Source organism: Citrobacter sp. R56 (assembly GCF_016811995.1).
GTDB lineage: Bacteria > Pseudomonadota > Gammaproteobacteria > Enterobacterales > Enterobacteriaceae > Citrobacter_D > Citrobacter_D enshiensis.
This window is the reverse complement of the sequence record NZ_CP069159.1, coordinates 1,507,741-1,528,701: the sequence shown is the minus strand read 5'-3', so window position 1 is coordinate 1,528,701 and position 20,961 is coordinate 1,507,741. Positions and strand designations below refer to the sequence as shown.

General features: G+C 54.0%; 21 protein-coding genes. 10 read left to right on the top strand and 11 right to left on the bottom strand.

Translation table 11 applies throughout. The annotated features are described in order from the left end of the window. Positions 1–42 precede the first annotated feature (42 nt). Positions 43–1,239: a nicotinamide mononucleotide deamidase-related protein YfaY gene (locus tag JM656_RS07305; RefSeq protein WP_203360593.1), complete on the bottom strand. Its 1,197-nt coding sequence runs from the start codon at positions 1,237–1,239 to the stop codon at positions 43–45. Positions 1,240–1,367: 128 nt separating this feature from the next. Next, positions 1,368–1,910: a YfaZ family outer membrane protein gene (locus JM656_RS07300; protein WP_192612876.1), complete on the bottom strand. Its 543-nt coding sequence runs from the start codon at positions 1,908–1,910 to the stop codon at positions 1,368–1,370. Positions 1,911–2,183: 273 nt separating this feature from the next. Here JM656_RS07300 and nudI point away from each other — a divergent pair, with 273 nt between their 5' ends. Continuing rightward, the gene (gene nudI, locus JM656_RS07295; RefSeq protein ID WP_192614381.1) at positions 2,184–2,609 is read left to right on the top strand and encodes a nucleoside triphosphatase NudI; all 426 of its coding nucleotides are present in this window, start codon (positions 2,184–2,186) and stop codon (positions 2,607–2,609) included. 72 nt (positions 2,610–2,681) lie between these two features. On the opposite strand, the gene JM656_RS07290 is transcribed toward nudI, so the two are convergent. Next, complete coding sequence (locus JM656_RS07290; RefSeq protein WP_203360592.1) at positions 2,682–3,287, bottom strand: histidine phosphatase family protein; 606 nt, start codon at positions 3,285–3,287, stop codon at positions 2,682–2,684. Between the two features lie 281 nt (positions 3,288–3,568). On the opposite strand from JM656_RS07290, the gene arnB reads away from it, so the two are divergent. The 7 genes from arnB to arnF are packed head-to-tail and all read left to right on the top strand — an operon-like array spanning position 3,569 to position 10,951. Continuing rightward, entirely contained in the window at positions 3,569–4,708 is a 1,140-nt protein-coding gene (arnB, locus tag JM656_RS07285) for a UDP-4-amino-4-deoxy-L-arabinose aminotransferase (RefSeq protein WP_203361232.1), read from the top strand. Positions 4,709–4,710: 2 nt separating this feature from the next. After that, positions 4,711–5,694 carry an undecaprenyl-phosphate 4-deoxy-4-formamido-L-arabinose transferase gene (arnC, locus tag JM656_RS07280; protein WP_203360591.1) on the top strand — a complete coding sequence of 328 codons (984 nt, stop codon included), beginning with the start codon at positions 4,711–4,713 and terminating at the stop codon, positions 5,692–5,694. After that, positions 5,691–7,676 (top strand): bifunctional UDP-4-amino-4-deoxy-L-arabinose formyltransferase/UDP-glucuronic acid oxidase ArnA, encoded by a 1,986-nt coding sequence (arnA, locus tag JM656_RS07275; RefSeq protein WP_203360590.1) that lies wholly within the window; start codon positions 5,691–5,693, stop codon positions 7,674–7,676. The genes arnC and arnA overlap by 4 nt, the downstream gene beginning before the upstream one ends. Then, entirely contained in the window at positions 7,673–8,572 is a 900-nt protein-coding gene (arnD, locus tag JM656_RS07270) for a 4-deoxy-4-formamido-L-arabinose-phosphoundecaprenol deformylase (protein ID WP_203360589.1), read from the top strand. Before arnA ends, arnD begins: the two co-directional genes overlap by 4 nt. Further along, a complete protein-coding gene (gene arnT / locus JM656_RS07265; protein ID WP_203361231.1) occupies positions 8,572–10,227 on the top strand; it encodes a lipid IV(A) 4-amino-4-deoxy-L-arabinosyltransferase in 1,656 nt (551 codons plus the stop codon). Before arnD ends, arnT begins: the two co-directional genes overlap by 1 nt. Further along, positions 10,224–10,559 carry a 4-amino-4-deoxy-L-arabinose-phosphoundecaprenol flippase subunit ArnE gene (gene arnE / locus JM656_RS07260; protein ID WP_203360588.1) on the top strand — a complete coding sequence of 112 codons (336 nt, stop codon included), beginning with the start codon at positions 10,224–10,226 and terminating at the stop codon, positions 10,557–10,559. Before arnT ends, arnE begins: the two co-directional genes overlap by 4 nt. Further along, positions 10,559–10,951: a 4-amino-4-deoxy-L-arabinose-phosphoundecaprenol flippase subunit ArnF gene (gene arnF, locus JM656_RS07255; protein WP_203360587.1), complete on the top strand. Its 393-nt coding sequence runs from the start codon at positions 10,559–10,561 to the stop codon at positions 10,949–10,951. Before arnE ends, arnF begins: the two co-directional genes overlap by 1 nt. An 11-nt stretch (positions 10,952–10,962) precedes the next feature. Here arnF and menE read toward each other — a convergent pair whose 3' ends face one another. The 8 genes from menE to JM656_RS07215 form a co-directional block, all read right to left on the bottom strand. Then, a complete protein-coding gene (menE, locus tag JM656_RS07250) occupies positions 10,963–12,336 on the bottom strand; it encodes an o-succinylbenzoate--CoA ligase (RefSeq protein WP_203360586.1) in 1,374 nt (457 codons plus the stop codon). Further along, complete coding sequence (menC, locus tag JM656_RS07245; protein ID WP_203360585.1) at positions 12,333–13,295, bottom strand: o-succinylbenzoate synthase; 963 nt, start codon at positions 13,293–13,295, stop codon at positions 12,333–12,335. The genes menE and menC overlap by 4 nt, the downstream gene beginning before the upstream one ends. Beyond that, complete coding sequence (gene menB, locus JM656_RS07240) at positions 13,295–14,152, bottom strand: 1,4-dihydroxy-2-naphthoyl-CoA synthase (RefSeq protein ID WP_203360584.1); 858 nt, start codon at positions 14,150–14,152, stop codon at positions 13,295–13,297. Before menB ends, menC begins: the two co-directional genes overlap by 1 nt. Positions 14,153–14,166: 14 nt before the next feature. Then, complete coding sequence (menH, locus tag JM656_RS07235) at positions 14,167–14,925, bottom strand: 2-succinyl-6-hydroxy-2,4-cyclohexadiene-1-carboxylate synthase (RefSeq protein ID WP_203360583.1); 759 nt, start codon at positions 14,923–14,925, stop codon at positions 14,167–14,169. Further along, the gene (gene menD / locus JM656_RS07230; RefSeq protein ID WP_203360582.1) at positions 14,922–16,592 is read right to left on the bottom strand and encodes a 2-succinyl-5-enolpyruvyl-6-hydroxy-3-cyclohexene-1-carboxylic-acid synthase; all 1,671 of its coding nucleotides are present in this window, start codon (positions 16,590–16,592) and stop codon (positions 14,922–14,924) included. Before menD ends, menH begins: the two co-directional genes overlap by 4 nt. Before the next feature lie 84 nt (positions 16,593–16,676). Further along, positions 16,677–17,975, bottom strand: a complete 1,299-nt coding sequence (menF, locus tag JM656_RS07225; protein ID WP_203360581.1) for an isochorismate synthase MenF — start codon at positions 17,973–17,975, stop codon at positions 16,677–16,679. 104 nt (positions 17,976–18,079) lie between these two features. Further along, positions 18,080–18,385 (bottom strand): stress response protein ElaB, encoded by a 306-nt coding sequence (elaB, locus tag JM656_RS07220; protein WP_203360580.1) that lies wholly within the window; start codon positions 18,383–18,385, stop codon positions 18,080–18,082. Positions 18,386–18,438: 53 nt separating this feature from the next. Further along, the gene (locus JM656_RS07215; RefSeq protein WP_203360579.1) at positions 18,439–18,900 is read right to left on the bottom strand and encodes a GNAT family N-acetyltransferase; all 462 of its coding nucleotides are present in this window, start codon (positions 18,898–18,900) and stop codon (positions 18,439–18,441) included. A gap of 65 nt (positions 18,901–18,965) precedes the next feature. Between JM656_RS07215 and rbn the strand changes: the two genes are divergently transcribed. Together rbn and JM656_RS07205 are read left to right on the top strand one after the other, a co-directional pair. Then, positions 18,966–19,883, top strand: coding sequence for a ribonuclease BN (rbn, locus tag JM656_RS07210; RefSeq protein ID WP_203361230.1), 918 nt, complete (start codon positions 18,966–18,968; stop codon positions 19,881–19,883). A gap of 64 nt (positions 19,884–19,947) precedes the next feature. After that, on the top strand, positions 19,948–20,952 hold the full coding sequence (locus tag JM656_RS07205; protein WP_203360578.1) for a chemotaxis protein: 1,005 nt from the start codon (positions 19,948–19,950) through the stop codon (positions 20,950–20,952). Positions 20,953–20,961 lie beyond the last annotated feature (9 nt).

The following is a 20,961-nucleotide window of genomic DNA, read 5'->3' as shown; positions in this document are numbered from 1 at the left end:
TGTGTTTTACCCGATGGCGTTGCGCCATCGGGTATTACAGAGCTAAACCGTCAGCGATTCAACCACCTCAATCCAGCCATGTTCACTGGTGATGTCCATCCCGTTTAACCAACGACGTAACATGTTCAACGCCATCATGGCGCAGACCTCCTGACGCACCTGCAAACTGTGCCGATTGGCACTGAGATGTACACGTAAAGCAAACGTGCCTTCCGGTGTCGCCAGCGCAAAATTGAGATGTTCGTTTTCGAGCCCTGAAACGGCTAACGCCAGCCCGGCGTAATGCTTGCTGCGTCGCTCCGTTGTCCAGTGTGCGGTCTGATCCAGCGTTTCTTCCTGAGAGGGCACCACTTCGCTGGCAAGCAACGGCGCGCCCGCTCGTGATAGCTGAAGCGCTAACAGACCGCCGGTATATTGCTCACTCAGGGTCAGACTCAGTTGACTCTCTTGTAAGCAATGGGCTATTTGCGCAGGCAATCCTTCGGTGCCTTCAAAAATCATGCTTTGCCCGGCGACACGTTTGACCTGCGGCCATATCGCCTGCATCGCTTCTCGCTGCGTGTCAGGTCCGGTGAGTTTCAGCTCAATGATCGGCATCGATGATCGATAACCCATCGTGACCCCAGGCGGCAGTGTCAGCGAATCAAGACTCTGTGCGAGATCGCTTTCCGAGCGCCCGAACGTAGTCAAACGCAGACAAAGCGGAGGTTCCGAGAGTGAAAAACGCTCACACAAACGCGGCAGAATTTCATGTTCGACCATCACTTTAAATTCAGACGGGACGCCCGGCGTAAAAAACATCAGACAACGATTGAGCTTCAGGGCGAATCCGCACGCCGTCCCCACCGGGTTATTGATAAACTCGGCGCTGGCAGGCAGTTCGGCCTGCTTGCGGTTGGCGGGTGCCATGACCCGCCCACGCTCGCGGAAGAAACGTTCCATTTCGGCAAGCCATGCCTCATGAAGCACCAGCCCTTCACCTTTTGCCGTCGCCGCGGCCTGCGCACTCAGATCATCGCTGGTTGGCCCCAGACCACCGTTGACGATGAGCACGTCGGCATGTTCGCTACGTTCGCGTAATACCGCCACCAGATCGTCAAGATTATCACCCACCGTATTTCGGCGTGATAACGGCACTCCCTGGTTAAAGAAAAAATCAGCCAGCCAGGCGGCATTAGTGTCCACGATTTGTCCGTGCAACACTTCATCCCCGGTGGATAACATCTCCACGTTTAACATCGTGTTCTCCTGCAACTTGAAGTATGAGGAGTATATAACGCAAAGCGCACAGAGAGGGGGTAAGAAGCAAAGAGGAGGGAAAGGGTGAACAGGATAAAGCAGGCGCGACGAAGGTCGCGCCATCAGGATCAGAAGCTGGCACTCACACCTACATACGGGCCATCAGCAATCGTGTTATCAGGAGCGCCGTCTTTACCTGTGAGGGTCAAATAACGGTATCCAGCCTCGATGCTCAGCGGACGCAGAATGTTTAAGCGCGCCCCTGCATTTGCCTCTTCATAGCTCTCAATTCCGCTGGAGAGCGAGTCCGGAGAGTAGTAATACTCGCCAAACAGGTTAAAGTTTTGGCCGATCTTCCACTGTAAACCACCGCCTACCGCAGCAGCATAGCCTTCATCGTTATCTTGCGGGTTGGTCCAAAGACCTTTCCCACCAACTGTTGCCATAAACGGGCCCAACGGGATGTTCACACCAAGGCCAAGGCCCGCCGTATCGCCGTCGTCGTCGCTATGCATCCAGTTACCGCTCAACGCCAGTCCGGAAGATTCAGTACCGATACCAACAGCGAGGTTAGTGTACTCTTCGCCAGCCTGGCCGCTAATACTGATTGCATTCGCCGACGCAGAAACAAACAGTATCCCAGCAAGACCGAATAAAACGCTTTTTTTCATTTTTTCCCTTTCCAGCAAGCAAATAAATTTAAGATCCCAAAACCGCAGGATTGTACTGCCAGTGCTTCAGGAATCAATGATCTAAAAAAGCGATCCGATGGCATATTGTAACCAAATACTACTCATGGTGTTTCTCAATGGTTACAAACTTTAACTTGATAGAAACAATAACCGTGGTGTGACGATCGTTATGGCAAAATAACCGCTTCCACAGGTGCGCCGGGTCCCGTATTCTTTATCTGCCCTTCTCCCTCTCCTGCAAGGAATATATCGATGCGTCAAAGGACTATTGTCTGCCCGTTAATTCAGAATGATGGCTGTTATCTATTATGCAAAATGGCCGATGACCGTGGTGTATTTCCCGGTCAGTGGGCGCTATCCGGCGGCGGCGTTGAGCCAGGTGAACGGATCGAAGAAGCGCTGCGCCGGGAAGTCAGGGAAGAACTTGGCGAGAAGTTAATCCTGACCGATATTACCCCGTGGACGTTCAGTGATGATATTCGCACCAAGACGTATGCGGATGGTCGTCAGGAAGAAATCTATATGATTTATCTTATTTTTGACTGCATTTCAGCGAATCGTGATGTACAGATTAATGAAGAGTTCCAGGACTGGGCGTGGGTAAAACCGGAAGACCTTGCAGGTTACGACCTCAATGTCGCCACCCGTAAGACGTTATCATTAAAAGGTCTGTTGTAATTAGACCAGACATATTTAAAGGTTATTATTATGACATTTCCCACACTGTCATAATAACCTCATACAGTCTACTTATCTGGAAACAAGTTCACCATCCAGGATTAACTTTCCATTCTCAGAATGCATCACCAGCGCATCCAGATAGTCAGGTTCAAATTTGACGCCGCGCTTATCCTTCGCAATATAAGATAAACAATGATTGTGCGTAAATATCACCACATTTTTATTTTTTGACTTCTCCTGTAATGCTTCAATTGAACCATAAATACTGTGCCCACATTTTTGCATATTTTTATCGACAGTGACCTTCTTGTCAGCGGAAAACCAGGTCGCAGACTGGATTGTACGTACGGCATCGCTGGAATAGAGATCGTAATCTGCAATATTGGTACTAAACATTTTGCCACGCTCTCTGGCGTTATGCGCGCCGTTAACGGTGATCCCGGTTTGATCCGACAGACATTTATTATCAGAGCGATCGCAGCGCTCAGCGTGGCGATATAGCACCACGACGGGATGATGCTGGGCAATTGCCGCGAGCGTCTCACTATCGATCCGTGGCAACCCATTACTACTCCAGGCTAACCGGGTGCTGAGACCAGCCAGAATCGCGAACACCATCATCATGATAGTGACAATTTTTTTAGATTTTACTGAACTTAGGGTTAATGCTAACACGATAATTTCCACTCATTAAAACTGATAAACCACGTTACCAGGCCAGCTCAAAAATAAATCCAGGAATGTGCGCAAAATGCCTTAAAAAAATGATAAAGGCAAAAGATAAATAGATGAAAACAAAAATATTTTATTATTTTTCATTCATCTTAAGTTCTTAAGGTTAAATTAATATTCAATCTTTAATCTGCATGACCAAATGAAATAACTACCCTTTCGTTCTGCTATTTATCCTCTTTGAATATAAGGGGTGACAGCGATTTATGGCTAAAGGAAATATGATGTCTGACTTTTTGCCTTTTTCTCGCCCAGCGATGGGTGAGGAAGAACTTACCGCTGTCCGGGAAGTTCTTGACTCTGGATGGATAACGACCGGTCCCAAAAACCAGGCGTTAGAAGACGCCTTCTGTACGCTAACCGGAAACCAACACGCCATTGCCGTGAGTTCTGCCACCGCCGGAATGCACATCACGCTCATGGCGCTTGGCATCGGTGCAGGCGACGAGGTGATTACACCGTCAATGACCTGGGTTTCTACACTCAACATGATTGTGTTGCTGGGCGCGACGCCCGTGATGATCGATATTGACAGGGACACGTTGATGGTCACGCCGGAGCAAATCGAATCCGCGATCACGCCCCGTACTAAAGCCATTATCCCGGTACATTACGCAGGCGCACCGGCCGATATGGACGCTATTTACGCGATTGGCGAGCGTTATGGTATTCCGATTATTGAAGACGCCGCCCATGCTACAGGCACCCGGTATAAGGGGCATCATGTCGGCTGGCGCGGCACCGCCATTTTCTCCTTCCACGCCATCAAAAACGTCACCTGTGCGGAAGGTGGGCTAATTGTCACGGATAACACTGCACTCGCCCAACAGCTTCGTAGCCTTAAGTTTCACGGTCTTGGCGTTGATGCCTATGACCGACAAACCTATGGCCGGGCGCCACAGGCAGAAGTCCTCGCTCCCGGTTTTAAATACAATCTGACTGATATTAATGCGGCTATCGCTCTGGTGCAGTTGCGTAAGCTGGAGCAACTTAATGCCCGTCGGACGGAGATTGCCCTGCGCTATCAACAGGCGCTGGCGAATACTCCCTTTCAACCGCTGGCTCAGCCTTCCTGGGCGCACGTTCATGCCTGGCATCTGTTTATTATCCGCGTAGATGAAACGCGTTGTGGAATGGATCGGGACGCGTTAATGGAAGCGCTTAAGTCCCGCGGAATTGGTACGGGTTTACATTTCCGGGCCGCACACACGCAAAAATATTACCGTGAGCAGTTCAAAGACCTGCGGCTTGCGAATACCGAATGGAACAGCGCCCGCATCTGCTCACTGCCGTTATTCCCTGATATGACTTCCGATGATACTGACCGCGTCATTACGGCGCTTCAACAGCTGGTGGGACAATAATCATGTTTGACGCTGCCCCCATTAAGAAAGTGTCTGTTGTTATTCCTGTCTATAACGAACAGGAGAGCCTGCCTGAACTTATCAGACGAACCAACGCCGCATGCCGACAACTCGGTAAAGAGTACGAAATTTTGCTGGTTGATGACGGCAGTAGCGACAACTCAGCAGAGCTGCTCATCAACGCTTCTCAGGGTGAAGACAGCCACATCGTGGCTGTCTTATTGAATCGCAACTATGGTCAACATTCCGCCATTATGGCCGGTTTCAGTCACGTCACAGGGGATTTGGTAATCACACTGGACGCCGATTTACAAAATCCACCGGAAGAGATCCCGCGTCTGGTGGCCACCGCAGAGGAAGGATTTGATGTCGTTGGAACGGTGCGTCAAAACCGGCAGGACAGTCTGTTTCGCAAAACAGCCTCCCGAATGATCAATCATTTGATTCAACGGACAACGGGCAAAGCCATGGGAGACTATGGTTGCATGCTGCGAGCTTATCGTCGTCACATTGTCGACGCCATGCTGCATTGCCAGGAGCGCAGTACGTTCATCCCAATTCTGGCCAATATTTTCGCCCGCCGGGCAACAGAAATTCCGGTGCATCACGCAGAGCGCGAATTTGGCGATTCCAAATACAGCTTCATGCGCCTGATCAATTTGATGTATGACCTGGTGACCTGCCTGACAACCACGCCCCTGCGCATGTTAAGCCTGTTGGGTAGCGTGATCGCCGCTTCCGGCTTTACCCTGGCAGTACTTCTCGTCGTGCTTCGACTGACGCTCGGGCCTCAGTGGGCAGCAGAAGGGGTATTTATGCTGTTTGCCGTCCTGTTTACGTTTATCGGCGCACAGTTCATCGGTATGGGGTTACTCGGTGAATATATTGGACGCATCTATAACGATGTACGCGCCCGTCCCCGCTATTTTGTTCAGCACGTTATCCGTCCACAAAACCCGCAGTCAACTGAGGAAAGTCACGCATGAAAACCGTCGTCTTCGCGTATCACGATATGGGATGTCAGGGAATTGAGGCATTACTGGACGCAGGTTATGAAATAACCGCCATTTTTACCCATGCTGATAACCCTGCAGAAAAAGCATTTTTTGGCTCGGTTTCCCGTCTGGGTGCGGATGCCGGGATCCCGGTATTTGCCCCGGATGACGTCAACCATCCCATCTGGACTGAGCGTATTCGCCAGCTCGCCCCTGAGGTTATTTTCTCATTCTATTACCGCCATTTGCTCAGCGATGACATTTTGTCCCTCGCGCCGGCAGGTGCATTCAATCTTCACGGTTCACTGCTGCCCAAATACCGGGGGCGCGCGCCGCTGAACTGGGTGTTGGTCAATGGCGAAACCGAAACCGGCGTGACGCTTCACCGGATGGTGAAACGCGCTGATGCGGGGGCGATTGTCGCTCAGCAACACGTTACCATCGCACCGGAAGACGTCGCGATTACCTTGCACCGAAAATTATGTCAGGCAGCCCGCCAGTTACTGGCAAACATTCTGCCCGCCATTAAAAACGGGCACATTGAAGAGATGCCCCAGCGGGAATCCGACGCCAGTTGCTACGGCCGTCGCACGCCAGAAGACAGCCGCCTTGACTGGAATAAACCGGCAGCAGAATTACACAGTATGGTTCGTGCGGTGTCAGATCCCTGGCCTGGCGCGTTTAGCTACGTGGGCACCCAAAAGTTCACGGTCTGGTCATCACGCATACATCCCAGGATGGCAGTTAACCATCCGGCGGGCACGGTGATCTCCATCGCGCCGTTGCTTATCGCCTGCGCGGATGGCGCACTGGAGATTGTCACCGGGCAAGCCGGTGACGGTATCTATATGCAAGGCTCGCAGCTGGCGCTGGCATTAGGTCTGGTCGCGGGTTCTCGCCTGAATACGCAGTCTGTTTCAACCGCTACACGGCCTACCCGCGTGCTGATCCTCGGTGTGAACGGTTTTATTGGTAATCATTTGACCGAACGATTGCTGCGGGAAGAGAACTACGAAGTTTATGGTCTGGACATTGGCAGCGATGCGATTGGCCGTTTTCTCAATCATCCGCGCTTTCATTTTGTGGAAGGTGACATCAGCATTCATTCCGAATGGATTGAATACCATGTCAAAAAATGCGATGTCGTGCTGCCGCTGGTGGCGATTGCGACCCCGATTGAGTACACCCGTAACCCGCTGCGCGTCTTTGAGCTGGATTTTGAAGAAAACCTGAGAATCATCCGTTACTGCGTGAAATACCGTAAGCGGATTATTTTCCCGTCAACATCTGAAGTCTACGGCATGTGTACGGATAAGATGTTTGATGAGGATAGTTCGAATCTCATTGTCGGCCCGGTGAATAAACCGCGCTGGATTTACTCGGTTTCCAAGCAATTGTTGGACCGCGTGATTTGGGCATACGGCGAAAAAGAAGGCTTACGATTTACCCTCTTTCGTCCTTTCAACTGGATGGGCCCGCGCCTGGACAGCCTTGATGCCGCCCGTATTGGCAGTTCGCGCGCCATTACCCAATTGATCCTGAACCTGGTCGAAGGTTCTCCCATTAAACTCATTGAAGGCGGAAAACAGAAACGTTGCTTTACTGATATTCGCGACGGCATTGAGGCGTTATTCCGCATCATTGAAAATGAAGGAGGCCGTTGCGAGGGTGAAATTATTAACATCGGTAACCCGGATAATGAAGCGAGCATTCAGGAACTGGCGGAAATGTTGCTCAGCAGCTTCGAGAAACACCCGCTGCGCCAGCATTTCCCGCCGTTTGCCGGTTTCCGGGTCGTCGAAAGCAGCACCTACTACGGTAAAGGTTATCAGGACGTCGAGCACCGCAAACCCAATATCCGTAATGCAAAACGCTGCCTGGATTGGGAACCGTCCATTGCTATGGATGAAACCGTAGAAGAGACGCTGGACTTCTTCTTGCGCAGCGTGGATATAACGGAACACGCATTATGACAACGGTGGGTTTGCGTATTGATGTCGATACCTTCAGGGGGACGCGCGAAGGCGTACCCCGTCTGTTAGAAACATTGAACCGATATCATATTCGGGCAAGTTTTTTCTTCAGCGTCGGACCCGACAACATGGGGCGCCATCTCTGGCGTCTCGTGAAGCCCCAATTTTTGTGGAAAATGCTGCGTTCGAACGCAGCATCGCTTTACGGCTGGGATATCCTGCTGGCAGGCACCGCCTGGCCGGGTAAAGAGATTGGGCGTGCAAATGCGCAAATTATCCGCGATACCGCCGCGCGACACGAAACGGGGTTACACGCCTGGGATCATCATGCCTGGCAGACCCACAGCGGAAACTGGGATGATTACACGCTCATTAACGATATCGAACGAGGCATCACCGCGCTGGAGGCGTTAACCGGACGACCGGTCACCTGCTCCGCCGTCGCGGGCTGGCGTGCCGACCAGCGCGTCGTTCATGCGAAAGAAACCTTCCATTTGCGCTATAACAGCGACTGTCGGGGTTCGTCATTATTCCGCCCCGTACTCGATTCAGGTCAAACAGGCACCCCGCAGATCCCCGTTACGCTCCCCACCTGGGATGAGGTTGTAGGGCGGGAAGTGAAGGCAGAGGATTTCAATACCTGGCTCCTCTCTCGCATATCGATGAGCGAAGGAACCCCGGTCTATACCATTCACGCAGAAGTTGAAGGGATTGCCTGGCATCGCAACTTTGAAGATCTGCTTATTCGTGCCGCAGAGGCGGGGATTACTTTCTGTCCTCTTGGCGATTTACTTCCGGTCACGCCGGAGGCATTACCTGTGGGGAAAATTGGTCGTGGCAAAATCGCAGGCCGTGAAGGCTGGCTGGGCTGCCAGCAACAGGTGAGTGACACGTGATGAAATCTCTACGTTATTATCTGGCATTCGCCGCGTTATTTACGCTCTACTATATTCTCCCCATCAACAGTCGCCTGCTCTGGCAGCCTGATGAATCACGCTACGCGGAAATCAGCCGTGAGATGCTGGCGTCCGGCGACTGGGTAGTCCCGCATTTTCTGGGATTACGCTATTTTGAAAAACCCGTGGCGGGTTATTGGCTCAATAGTCTCGGACAGTGGTTATTTGGCGCCACCAATTTTGGCGTTCGGGCCGGTGTTATTGTTGCAACATTACTCACCACATTACTGGTGGGCTGGCTTGCATTCCGATTCTGGCAAGACAAACGCACTGCCGCCTTCGCCTGCATTATCTATCTGACGATGTTTGCGGTGTACAGTATTGGCACCTTTGCCGTACTCGACCCGATCATCGCCCTGTGGTTAATGGCCGGTATGTGCTGTTTCTGGGAAGGGATGCAGGCAACGTCAACAAAGACAAAAATCATCGCGTTTCTCTTGTTGGGCGTGACGTGCGGCATGGGGGTGATGACCAAGGGTTTTCTTGCGCTGGCCGTTCCGGTCGTGAGCGTTTTACCGTGGGTGATGGTACAAAAACGCTGGAAAGATCTGTTCATTTACGGCTGGCTGGCGATCCTGGGCTGTACTGCAATCGTACTCCCGTGGGGGATTGCCATCGCCCTGCGTGAGCCGGATTTCTGGCACTATTTCTTCTGGGTCGAACACATTCAACGTTTTGCGATGGACGACGCCCAACATAAAGCCCCTGTCTGGTACTACCTGCCCGTGTTAATTGCGGGAAGCCTTCCGTGGCTGGGGCTGCTCCCCGGTTCACTGTGGGCGGGCTGGAAAAACCGCGATCCCGCACGTACCACCGGCTACTTGTTATGCTGGATTGTCATGCCGCTGCTCTTTTTCAGCATCGCCAGGGGTAAATTGCCAACCTATGTTCTTTCCTGTTTCGCGCCGTTAGCGCTATTAATGGCACATTACGGCCAACTGGCGGCACGCAAAGAGAGCCGCTCACTGCGTGCCAATGCCTGGATTAACATCGCCTTTGGCATTTTCGGCATCGTCGCGACCTTTATTATTTCCCCCTGGGGACCGTTGAAATCCCCCATCTGGCAACATATCGAGTTGTACAAGGTCTTTTGCTCATGGGGGATCTTCATCATCTGGACATTTTTTGGCTGGTATACCCTGAGTTCTCCCCGCAACACGTGGATGCTCTCTGCGTTGAGCCCTCTGGGACTGGCGATTTTCGTTGGTTTTTCGATCCCCGACCGGGTCATGGAATCGAAGCAACCGCAGTTTTTCGTCGAGATGACCCGGGAATCGTTGATGACGAGTCGCTATATTCTGACGGACGGCGTCGGCGTGGCGGCCGGTCTGGCCTGGAGTCTGCGGCGAGATGACATCATCATGTACGGGCAGAAAGGAGAGCTAAAGTATGGCCTCAATTATCCGGACGCTAAAGGGCGTTTTGTCAGCCGTGCTGATTTTAATGACTGGCTTAGCCAACATCGTCAGGAAGGGAAGATTTCACTCGTACTTTCAATTGCAAAAGATGAAAACATCAATGACCTTGCCATACCCCCTGCCGATAATATTGATAATCAGGGGCGTCTGGTGCTAATTCAGTACTATCCCAAATGATCTGGCCAGTCTTAATCCTGGCCAGTTTGCTCAGCGTTGGCGGACAGTTATGCCAGAAGCAGGCTACCCGACCGGTTCAGTCGCACTACCGAAAACGCCACATCGCCCTGTGGCTTGGTCTTGCGCTGACCTGCCTCGGCTCGGCAATGGTGCTGTGGTTACTGGTTTTACAAACGATCCCCGTCGGCATTGCCTATCCGATGCTCAGTCTTAACTTTGTCTGGGTCACGCTGGCAGCCTGGAAAATTTGGCAAGAGCCCGTCACTGTTCGCCATTGGCTTGGTGTCGGATTGATTATCACCGGCATTTTTGTGCTTGGGAGCGCGGTATAATGGGATTACTGTGGGGACTTCTCAGCGTTTTGATTACGTCGGCAGCCCAACTGAGTCTTGGCTTTGCCATGGCGTCATTGCCGCCCATACTGCACCCAGGCGCCTTCATTGTGGCGCTGTTTTCCGCTCACGCCAGTGCCATCGCGTTATTTTCCGGACTGCTGGGCTATCTGGCTTCCGTCTTTTGCTGGCATAACGCACTGCATCATCTCGAACTCAGTAAGGCATACGCCTTGCTGAGTCTCAGTTATATTCTCGTCTGGGTTGCGTCGATGGTGCTGCCTGGGATGCAGGGCGCGTTCTCTGTGAAAGCACTGTTGGGCGTTGCGTGCATTATGGCCGGACTAATGATCATTTTCTTACCCGCACAAAAAATCCCTCGCCGAACCTGAGCTGTCACTTTTTACCCATCAGAGGCTTCCACTTTCTGAACCCACTCCAGCAACGCGCGGCGAGAAATTTTGATGCCACCGGTTTTCAACTCTGGCGGGAGTGTCAGCCAGCGAACGGGTTGCTGAAAACGCGCCAGTTTGTCCTGAACCCACGCTGCGAGGTCGACACCTTCAGCCTGAGCGTCATATTCAACCACCGCCACCGGGCGATGGCCAAACTCACGGTCTTCAACCGGAACGACAAAGGCCTGTAGCACGTGGGGATGCGCGGTGATAACACGCTCCACCTCTTCGGGCTGAATCCCCTCGCCGCCGCTGAAAAACAGATTATCCAGACGGCCAGCAATCGTTAGCCTGCCGTTTTGCAACACGCCGCGATCGCGCGTGGCAAACCAGCCTTCGTCATTGACTAACGGCATCAGCTTACCGTTGCGCCAGTATCCTTCCGCCATACTGGCGGCACGCAGCCAGACCTCGTCATTGACGATTTTAACCTCCCGGCCAGGCAGCGCTGAGCCAACATCGCCCAGACCATCCGCCTCTTTCGCACACACCGTGGAAGCAAACTCCGTCAGACCGTAGCCACACCAGCAGCGAATCCCCTGCTCATGCGCCTTTTCTGTCAGCTCGACCGGAATCGCCGCACCGCCTAAAAGCACCGCTTTTAATGTCACCGATGAACGGTTGACCAGCAAACGCCAGAGCTGCGTCGGCACCAGAGAGGCGTGAGTACAACCTGCCAGCATCTGTTCCAGCGGTTGTTTCTCGCGTACGGTCATTCGCGCGCCAGCACATAGCCAACGCCACAAAATGCCCTGGCCAGAGACATGAAACAACGGCAGCGACAGCAACCAGTCATCGCCTTCACCAAAGGACATCAACGATAAAACGCCCGCAGCGCTAGCCAGATGCGCTTGACAGCTGTGTACCGCCGCTTTGGGTAATCCCGTCGAGCCAGAGGTCAGCGTCATTGAACTCAGACGCTGCGGCTGCCACACGCAGGCATAGTCGTTTTCAATGTCCTGCATCTGCAACGGGGCCAGCGCAGGAAAGCTATTTTCCCCGTCCAGCACCAGCGCAAAGTGTAAAGAGAGTTCAGGTAGCAGGGCGTCCAGCAGCGGTTGAGGCAGTTGCGGATTGACGGGCAAGATTCTCGCCCCGCATTGCAACAGGGCGAGCCAGGCCAACAGAGACTGCGGATGGTTCCAGGCCCGCAGCATGACACCACGGCCTTCTTCCACGCCCTGGGCGGCAAACCCCGCCGCCAGGCGATCAATACGTGTACAGAGCGTGCGCCAGCTTAACACCTCATCATTCAGGCGTAAGGCTGGCGCATCTCCCCGAACTTGCCGCCAGTACCGCCACGGCCAGTCAGGGAAGATCATAGCAGTCGTTCCAGTGCATCAACGTCTACGCACGGCAGCGTGCTCCCCGGCCAGGTACGCACCTGTTGGATTTGCATCAGACTTAACGTATCCAGACCCGGAATCGTGTGTGGCGTCAACCAGGCAGCAATGCGCGCCAGCTGCGTCAAACCCAGACTGGATTCGATAGAAGAACTGATGACGGCGGTCAGTCCGAGCGCATGCGCCGCCTGAACCTGCTCGCGTACTTTTGCCAGGCTACCGGTCAAGGTCGGTTTGATCACTACCGCACTCACGCCCTCTTCGGCCATAAAGGCAAAATCGGCCTCGCGCAGACTTTCGTCCCAGGCGATTGCAATACCGGTTTCACGGGAAAACGCGCGAGAATCATCGCGGGTTTTGCACGGTTCTTCGAGAAAGGCAATCCGGGAACGGAAATCCGGGTTCACATATTTCGCAAACTGCTGCGCTTTTAACGGCGTCCAGGCACGGTTAGCATCCAGACGTAAATGCAGGTCCGGAATCGCCTCCAGTAACAGGTTAACGACCATGCCATCGCGTACGGCTTCGTACAGGCCGATTTTCACCTTCGCCACTTTTTCGCCTGCCATGTCGGCAAGCTGGAGCACCAGATCATCAGGATCACCCGTACACAGCGGTGCAGCCCGGTAATCAGCCGTTTCTGGCAAGGTGCCTTCCAGCTCGGCCAGCGCACAGCTGACGCCAAAGGCGACGGACGGCATCTCCGGCAGCGATGCGGCGCCCGCAAGCCAGTCGTTAACCCACGCCAACAGGACTGTCTGCGCCCCTTCCCAGGTTTCCTGGCTGAAGCCCGGCAGTGGGGAGATCTCTCCCCACCCTTCGCGCTCGCCGTCACGAAGACAAACATACAGACCGTCGCGAGTTTTTAACCGCCGATCGCGCAGAACCACCCCCGCGTCCATGGGGATCTGCCAGCGGTATACCTGCGCGCTACGCATTACGGATTCCGTTTAAATTTGCTGAAATCAGGCTGACGTTTCTGGTTAAAGGCGTTACGGCCTTCCTGACCCTCTTCCGTCATATAGAACAGCATGGTGGCATTACCTGCCAGTTCCTGCAGACCCGCCTGACCATCGCAGTCAGCGTTCAGCGCCGCTTTCAGGCAACGCAGCGCCATCGGGCTGTTTTGCAGCATTTCACGGCACCAGCGAACGGTCTCTTTTTCCAGATCCGCCAGCGGAACCACGGTGTTGACCAGGCCCATGTCCAGCGCCTGCTTCGCGTCGTATTGACGGCACAGGAACCAAATTTCACGCGCTTTTTTCTGGCCAACGATACGCGCCATGTAAGATGCGCCCCAGCCGCCGTCGAAGGAGCCGACTTTCGGGCCAGTCTGCCCAAAGACAGCGTTATCCGCTGCAATAGTCAGGTCACACATCATATGCAGTACGTGACCACCGCCGATGGAGTATCCCGCGACCATCGCCACTACCGGCTTCGGACAGGTACGGATCTGGCGCTGGAAGTCCAGCACGTTCAGGTGATGGACGCCGGAGTCATCCTGATAGCCGCCGTAGTCGCCGCGGACCTTCTGGTCGCCGCCCGCGCAAAACGCTTTGTCGCCTGCGCCGGTGAGAACAATCACGCCGATATTGTCGTCATAACGTGCATCCGCCAGCGCCTGGATCATTTCTTTGACGGTCACAGGACGAAATGCGTTGCGTACCTGCGGACGGTTAATGGTGATTTTTGCGATACCATCGGTGGATTTCTCATAACGAATGTCAGTGTAGCTCTCAGAGCAATCATGCCATTCAACCGGTGCGTAAAGCATTGTTTCATCAGGGTAGATCATAGTGTGTCCTTTAGTCAGAGACGCAGAATCTGAGCCAGACTTTCCACCACGCCTGCGGGATTTTCCCGATGCGCGTTGTGTCCGGCATTACGAATCACATGGACAGGCGCAGACAGTTCACTCGCCAGTGCGCGAAATTTACTGTCCCGCTCGCCACATAAATAATAAAACGCAAATGTGCGCGCATTAAGCGCATCACGTAAATCAGGTTGTACGCCAAGCGACGTCGCTTCGAGCATCGCCGCCAGCGTTTCGCCGTTGTTCTGGCTACGCAGTGCAACCAGTGCTTCTCGTTGCTGTGCGTTCAGCGAGGCAAAAACTGGCTGCAGATACCAGTCGTTAAAGACATCACGCAGCGGTTCATGACGAAAACGCGCCGCCCAAAGCCCATCAGAGCGTCGACGCACGTCGCGTTCAGCCTCGCTTTGCAGCCCAGGATGACCGCCTTCAACGATCAGACCGCACAGTCCAGGAATCCCCTCGCTCGCCGCCATCATCGCCACCCGGCCGCCAAGAGAGTATCCCACCAGCCAGTGGTTGAGTATGTTGTAACTAAGCAAGGTTCTGCGCAGCAACGCAATCACCTCGCTGAATCCCTCTACACGAATCGTTGCAGAACCGCCGTGCCCTGGCAAGTCAACATACAACCGCGAGCAGGTCTGAAACTGCTCGCCAACGGTTTGCCATTCCCGATAATCGCCGGAAAACCCATGCAAAAAGACCAGCCAGGGCGAACCCGGCTGTCCCTTTACTGCGTGGGCGTGCAGGGTCACAGGTGGCTGACCTGCGCTAATAACTGTTGCAGCGTTTGCGTACCGTCGGTGTCATTGACCACCAGTTCAATCACCGTCGCAGTCGGGGTGCGCCACGCGCCGGCCAGCACGTCTTCCAGCTCAGCCCAGTTTTCCGGACGATGGTATTTCAGATTGAACATCGCCGCCGCATGGTCAAAATGGACGTTTTGCGGCATCAGATAAAAACGTTCGCGCTCGCTCTGCGGAGTGGGTAACAGCGAGAAAATTTGCCCGCCGTTATTGTTCACGACGATCAGCACAAACGGCGCAGAGACCTGGCGCAATAACGCCAGCGCATTGAGATCGTAAAGCGCCGACAAATCGCCCACAATCGCCAGCGTCGATTTCGCACTCGCACGCTGGACGCCAGCGGCTGTTGAGAGCAAGCCGTCAATTCCGCTCGCCCCGCGGTTACTGTATACCGGGTATCCGGCAGGCAGTTGCGATAAGGCATCAATCAGTCGTACCACCAGACTGTTACCCACGAACAGTTGCCCCTGCTCCGGTAAATATTCGCGAATTCGGTGAGCCAGTTGGGCTTCACCAAAGTTTTCGCGACGGGCAACTACAGCCTGCCATGCCTGCTCGGCCAGACGCGGAATCTCCACGCACCACGGATTGCGTTTTTCCGCCGGGTGCAGATCCAGCCAGTCGGCAATTTTCGACACCAGTCGGCGTCCGCGATGGTGAGCCGGATCCAGACGACCTTCGATATTGTCGATAATCCAGTATTCTTGCGGAGAGCAACTGGCCTGCCATTGAAGCAGGCGTTTACCGGTCAGGCTACTGCCCAGCTGCACGACAATTTGCGCCTGCTGCAGTTCGGTTACTGCCTTCGCATTACCCAACCAAAGATCGGCACAGGGCAGCGGTTGCCCGGTTTGCGATAGCACATCGCCAATCAGCGGCCAGCCCAGCGTTTGCGCCCAAAGCGCAGCTTTTTTGCCCTCTTCCGCGCTCATCCGCCCGGCAACCACCACGCCGCGCTTTTGCCGCCAGAAGAACCAGTCACGCTGTTTTTCACTCTCCAGCCGACGCGCCTCGCGCAGCCAGGGCTTATCGTCCTGCCACCAGTCGCCAAGGTGCTGCTGCCACTCAATGCCCGTGTCGTCCATCTCGCCATACAGCGGCTCAGCAAAAGGACAGTTGATATGAACGGTGCCGGCATGCAACGAAGCAAGCGCATTATCAAGGGTAGAAACCAACCAGCTTGCCGGAATATCCTGAGTCGGTCGCGGTAAAGAGAGTGTCTGCGAGGGATGTGAAGCAAACATGCCTGACTGGCGAATCGCCTGATTGGCGCCGCAGTCGATCAATTCTGGCGGACGATCCGCCGTGAGCAAAATGAGTTTTTCGCCCGTCAGCCCGGCTTCAATCAGCGCCGGATAGAGGTTAGCCACCGCCGTCCCGGAAGTGACGATCACCGCAACCGGTTGTTTACTGACCTTCGCCAGCCCCAGTGCCAGGTGGCCCAGCCCACGCTCATCAAAGTGCGTGTGGTGGATAAAAGCAGGATTTTCCGCCGCCGCCAGCGTTAATGGCGTTGAACGAGAGCCAGGGGCAATGCAAACATGCCTCACGCCGTGGCGGGTTAAAGCTTCCAGAATGACCGCCGCCCAGCGTCGGTTAAATGCGCTTACTGACATGAGATTGTCCGGTATCAATATTGCGACTAAGTATAGAGAATCGAAATAATGGATTTTTGATATGAGTCGGGAATGTGTAACTCATTACACTTCCATCTGTAATAAAGTGCGCAACCCTGCCGCTTTGTTGTTTATTTCCTGCCATTCTTGCTCAGGATCCGAGCCGCGCACAATCCCCGCACCTGCGTACAACCTCACAATATTGGTGGTAATTTTCGCCGAACGGAGCGACACGCAAAATTCACTTTGCTGTAGCGACAAATAGCCCGCCGAACCGGCGTACCATTCACGTTCGAAGGGTTCATTTTGCTGAATAAATTGACGCGCCAGTTCGCGAGGAATCCCCGCTACCGCCGCCGTCGGTTGTAACTGATGTAAACAGAGCGCGTCGTCCGGCTGATTGAGCGCCGTCCAGATACAACGTCGCAGGTGCTGAACTTTACGCAGCCTGAGAACCTGCGGAGGGAGAACATCAAGCGTATGGGTGCAGTTTTGCAGTCGCTGGCAGATATCTTCCACCACCAGCATATTTTCACGCTGATTTTTATCGTCCTTCATCAGCCACTCGCCGAGTTGCCAGGCACGGTGATCGTCGGGATGATTCGCCACTGTCCCGGCCAACGCTTCAGTACGAAGCGCCGTATCGCGCCGACGCCAGAGGCGTTCAGGTGAAGAGCCCAGGAAAGCGCTGTCGGCAGAAAATGCCATGAAAAAGTGGTAGCAGTTCAGGTTCAGGCGGCGGCTTGATGCCATCACCGCCGCGGCATTCACCGGACGAGAAAACTGCAAATCCGTCGCCCGCGCCAGCACCACTTTATCAAGCTGTTCCTGAGCGATGGTGCGGGTGGCGAGCTGGATTAAATTCATCCACCCGGTTTTATCCGGCGAATGCTTTTCATCCGTGAGAGTCAAATGCAGCGCTGGCAGCGATTTAATACTCACCAGTGATGAGAGAAAGCGAACTGCGTCTGCGGCATCTTCACGCAGAGAATGCTCGCTGTAGAGATGCAGGCGCAGTGTCGCAGATCCGCCACAGCGTCGCCATTCCAGGCGCGGTAGCACCAGGTTCCCGCGCTGCGGCTCAAACGCGTTTAATCCCCAGATACGCAGATCGGCATGGTGCGCATGCAGGCGCAAAAACTGTTGCGCCAGGTCCAGAGAGCGGAATGTGGCCACCGCGCCCAGCACGGCGGCTTCTTCATCGCCATTGCGCTGCTGCCAGTAAAATTGCGGCCAGATGGGCTGGCTCGCCAGCCAGCTCAGGGCGTCAAACGCATCGTTTAGAGGAAAAGGAACGTCGAAAACACGAATTCCGGGTGCCGCTGGTATCTCTTGCGACAACTGACGCATCAGATTTTCCAGCGCTGTAGTAATTGAATGCACGCGGACCTCTCCCTGTTAAAAACCTCACATTATACGGGGTACTGCAAAGAAATTGCAGTACCTCAGTTTAGGGAGGAAATGCGATCCCGGCTACAAGACGGAATTTAACGCCGCGCCAGCAGTAATCCGAGCACCAGTCCAACCGCCGCACCCACGCCAATTCCCTGCCAGGGTCTTTCATGAACATAGTCATCCGCCAGGTAGGCAGCCTGTTTCGCCCGGTAATAATAGCTGTCTGATGCGTGACTCACGCGATTTTTGACCTCTTCCACCGCCGCTTCCGCCCGCGCTTTGAGCTCGACATATTTCTGATCGGTAGGGTCACCCGAGGATCGCAGAACTTCTTCCAGCGTTTCGCTCAAAAATTCGATGTCGTCATCGATACGTGAATGATAAGAATGAAATGACATTGTCTTCTCCCTTGCGATTAACGTATCCGCTAACTATAGACAACTGAGCCCGGTTACGCCTGTCCGGGCTCCCGCGCCATACCGATATGAGGAATACCGTCTTCGTCATAGACTCCGGTCACGGGGGTAAATCCAAAACGCGCATAGAACGATTGTAAATGCGCCTGCGCGCCCAGATAAAATGCCTTTTCCGGCCAGTGGTTAACGCAAGAGGCTAACGTTCGGGTCATCAGTTGTTCACCCAGTTTTGCTCCGCGCAGCGCCTCGCTGACAATCACCCGGCCAATCACCACAGGCTCCAGTTCATCGTCACTTTTCAGAATCCTTGCATACGCGACCAGTTCATCGTTGTGCCACCCCAGAATATGGCGATTGTTCCCCACCAGATCGTCGTCATCGACATCCTGATAAGGACACTGCTGTTCAACCACAAAGACCGTGCAACGCAATTTAAGCAGCGCGTAGAGCGCGGTGACGGATAATTCAGAATGGTGAAGATCTTGCCAGTGGATCATTGTGCGCTCCTTTGTCGTATTCGCTTTATACTAGCCAGAATGTTGTTCAAAAGTGTAATGGAATGATGGAATTCATTTTCTTAGGTACTTCTGCAGGCGTTCCTACGCGCTCACGCAATGTGACGGCGATCTTACTGAATCTACAGCACCCTACGCAGCCCGGGCTGTGGCTGTTTGACTGTGGCGAAGGCACGCAGCACCAGATGCTCAGCACCGCGTTTAATCCGGGTAAGCTCGAACGCATTTTCATTAGCCATCTGCATGGCGATCATCTGTTCGGTTTACCGGGTTTACTGTGCAGTCGGTCGATGGCGGGCAATCCCCATCCGCTGACGATTTACGGACCAAAGGGACTGCGCGAATTTACCGAAACGGCGCTGCGCCTCAGCGGTTCCTGGACCGACTACCCGCTGGAGATTATTGAAATCACCGCCGGTGAGATTCTGGACGATGGTTTACGCAAAGTGACGGCGTATACGCTGGAACATCCGTTGGAATGCTACGGCTACCGTGTTGAAGAGCACGACAAACCCGGCGCGCTGGATGCGAAAGCGTTAAAGGCGGCAGGCGTTAAGCCCGGTCCCCACTTTCAGGATTTGAAGGCTGGAAAAAGCGTCGTGCTGGAGGATGGTCGACGGATCCACGGCGCGGACTATCTCGCGGCCCCCGTTGCGGGAAAATCCGTGGCGATCTTCGGCGATACCTCTCCCTGTGCCGGCGCGTACGAACTGGCAAAAGGCGTGGATGTGATGGTGCATGAAACCACGCTGGAGACGTCGATGGAAGAAAAAGCCAATAGCCGTGGACACAGTTCAACCCGACAGGCTGCGCTGCTGGCGAAGGAGGCGTGCGTCGGTCGCCTGGTAATTACCCATATCAGTTCACGCTATGACGCAGAAGGATGCCGCAGGATGCTGGCGGAGTGTCAGGCAATTTTCCCTGCGACCGAACTGGCCTACGATTTCGCCGTTTTCACAGTTTAACGCTCCATTTTTTGCCCTCGGTGCCGATAACAGTGACAAGGCTGGATTTCACATTGAGGACAGAATGGACAATTTCCAGAAAGATATTGATGACAGGGCGAACCTGACCCTGTCCAACCGTTTTGAATTGCTGTTGTTTCGTCTCGGGACATCCCTGCACGAACAGAAATCAGAGCTTTTTGGCATCAACGTATTTAAGCTGCGCGAAATTGTTCCCATGCCGACGTTTACGCGCCCGGCCGGAATGAAAGCGCCCCTCTTAGGTATGGTCAACATTCGCGATCAGGTGATCCCGGTTATCGACCTTCCGGCCGTCGCCGGATGTAAACCCGAGACCGGCTTGAATATTCTGCTGATCACCGAATATGCCCGCAGTGTTCAGGCATTCGCCGTGGAGTCTGTCGAGAATATCATGCGTCTGGACTGGCAGCAGGTTCATACCGCCGAGAAAGCCGTCAACGGGCGCTATATCACCAGTATCGCCTGTCTGGATGAAGACAAAGAAACCAACAACCTGGCGCTGGTGCTCGACGTTGAGCAGATCCTCTATGACATCGTACCGTCAAATCACGATTTGCGCGCCGCCCATCTGAAGACCAATAAGTTCAATATCACGCCAGGAGCGGTGGCGATCGTCGCAGAAGATTCGAGAGTGGCCCGCGCGATGCTGGAGAAAGGGCTAAATGCCATGGAAATCCCGCATCAGATGCATATCACCGGTAAAGATGCCTGGGAGAAGATCCAGCAACTGGCCAAAGAGGCCGAAGCGGAAGGCAAACCGATTAGCGAGAAAATCGCCCTCGTGTTGACCGACCTCGAAATGCCGGAGATGGACGGTTTTACCCTCACCCGTAAAATCAAAACCGACGAACGGCTGAAGAAGATCCCGGTGGTGATCCACTCGTCGCTTTCCGGTAGCGCCAACGAAGACCATGTGCGCAAAGTGAAAGCCGATGGCTATGTGGCGAAGTTTGAAGTTAATGAGCTGTCATCGGTGATTCAGGAGGTAATGGAACGCGCGGCGCAAAACGTCAGCGGCCCGCTGGTGAGCCGTCAACTGATCGGCTGAAGCCAGAAC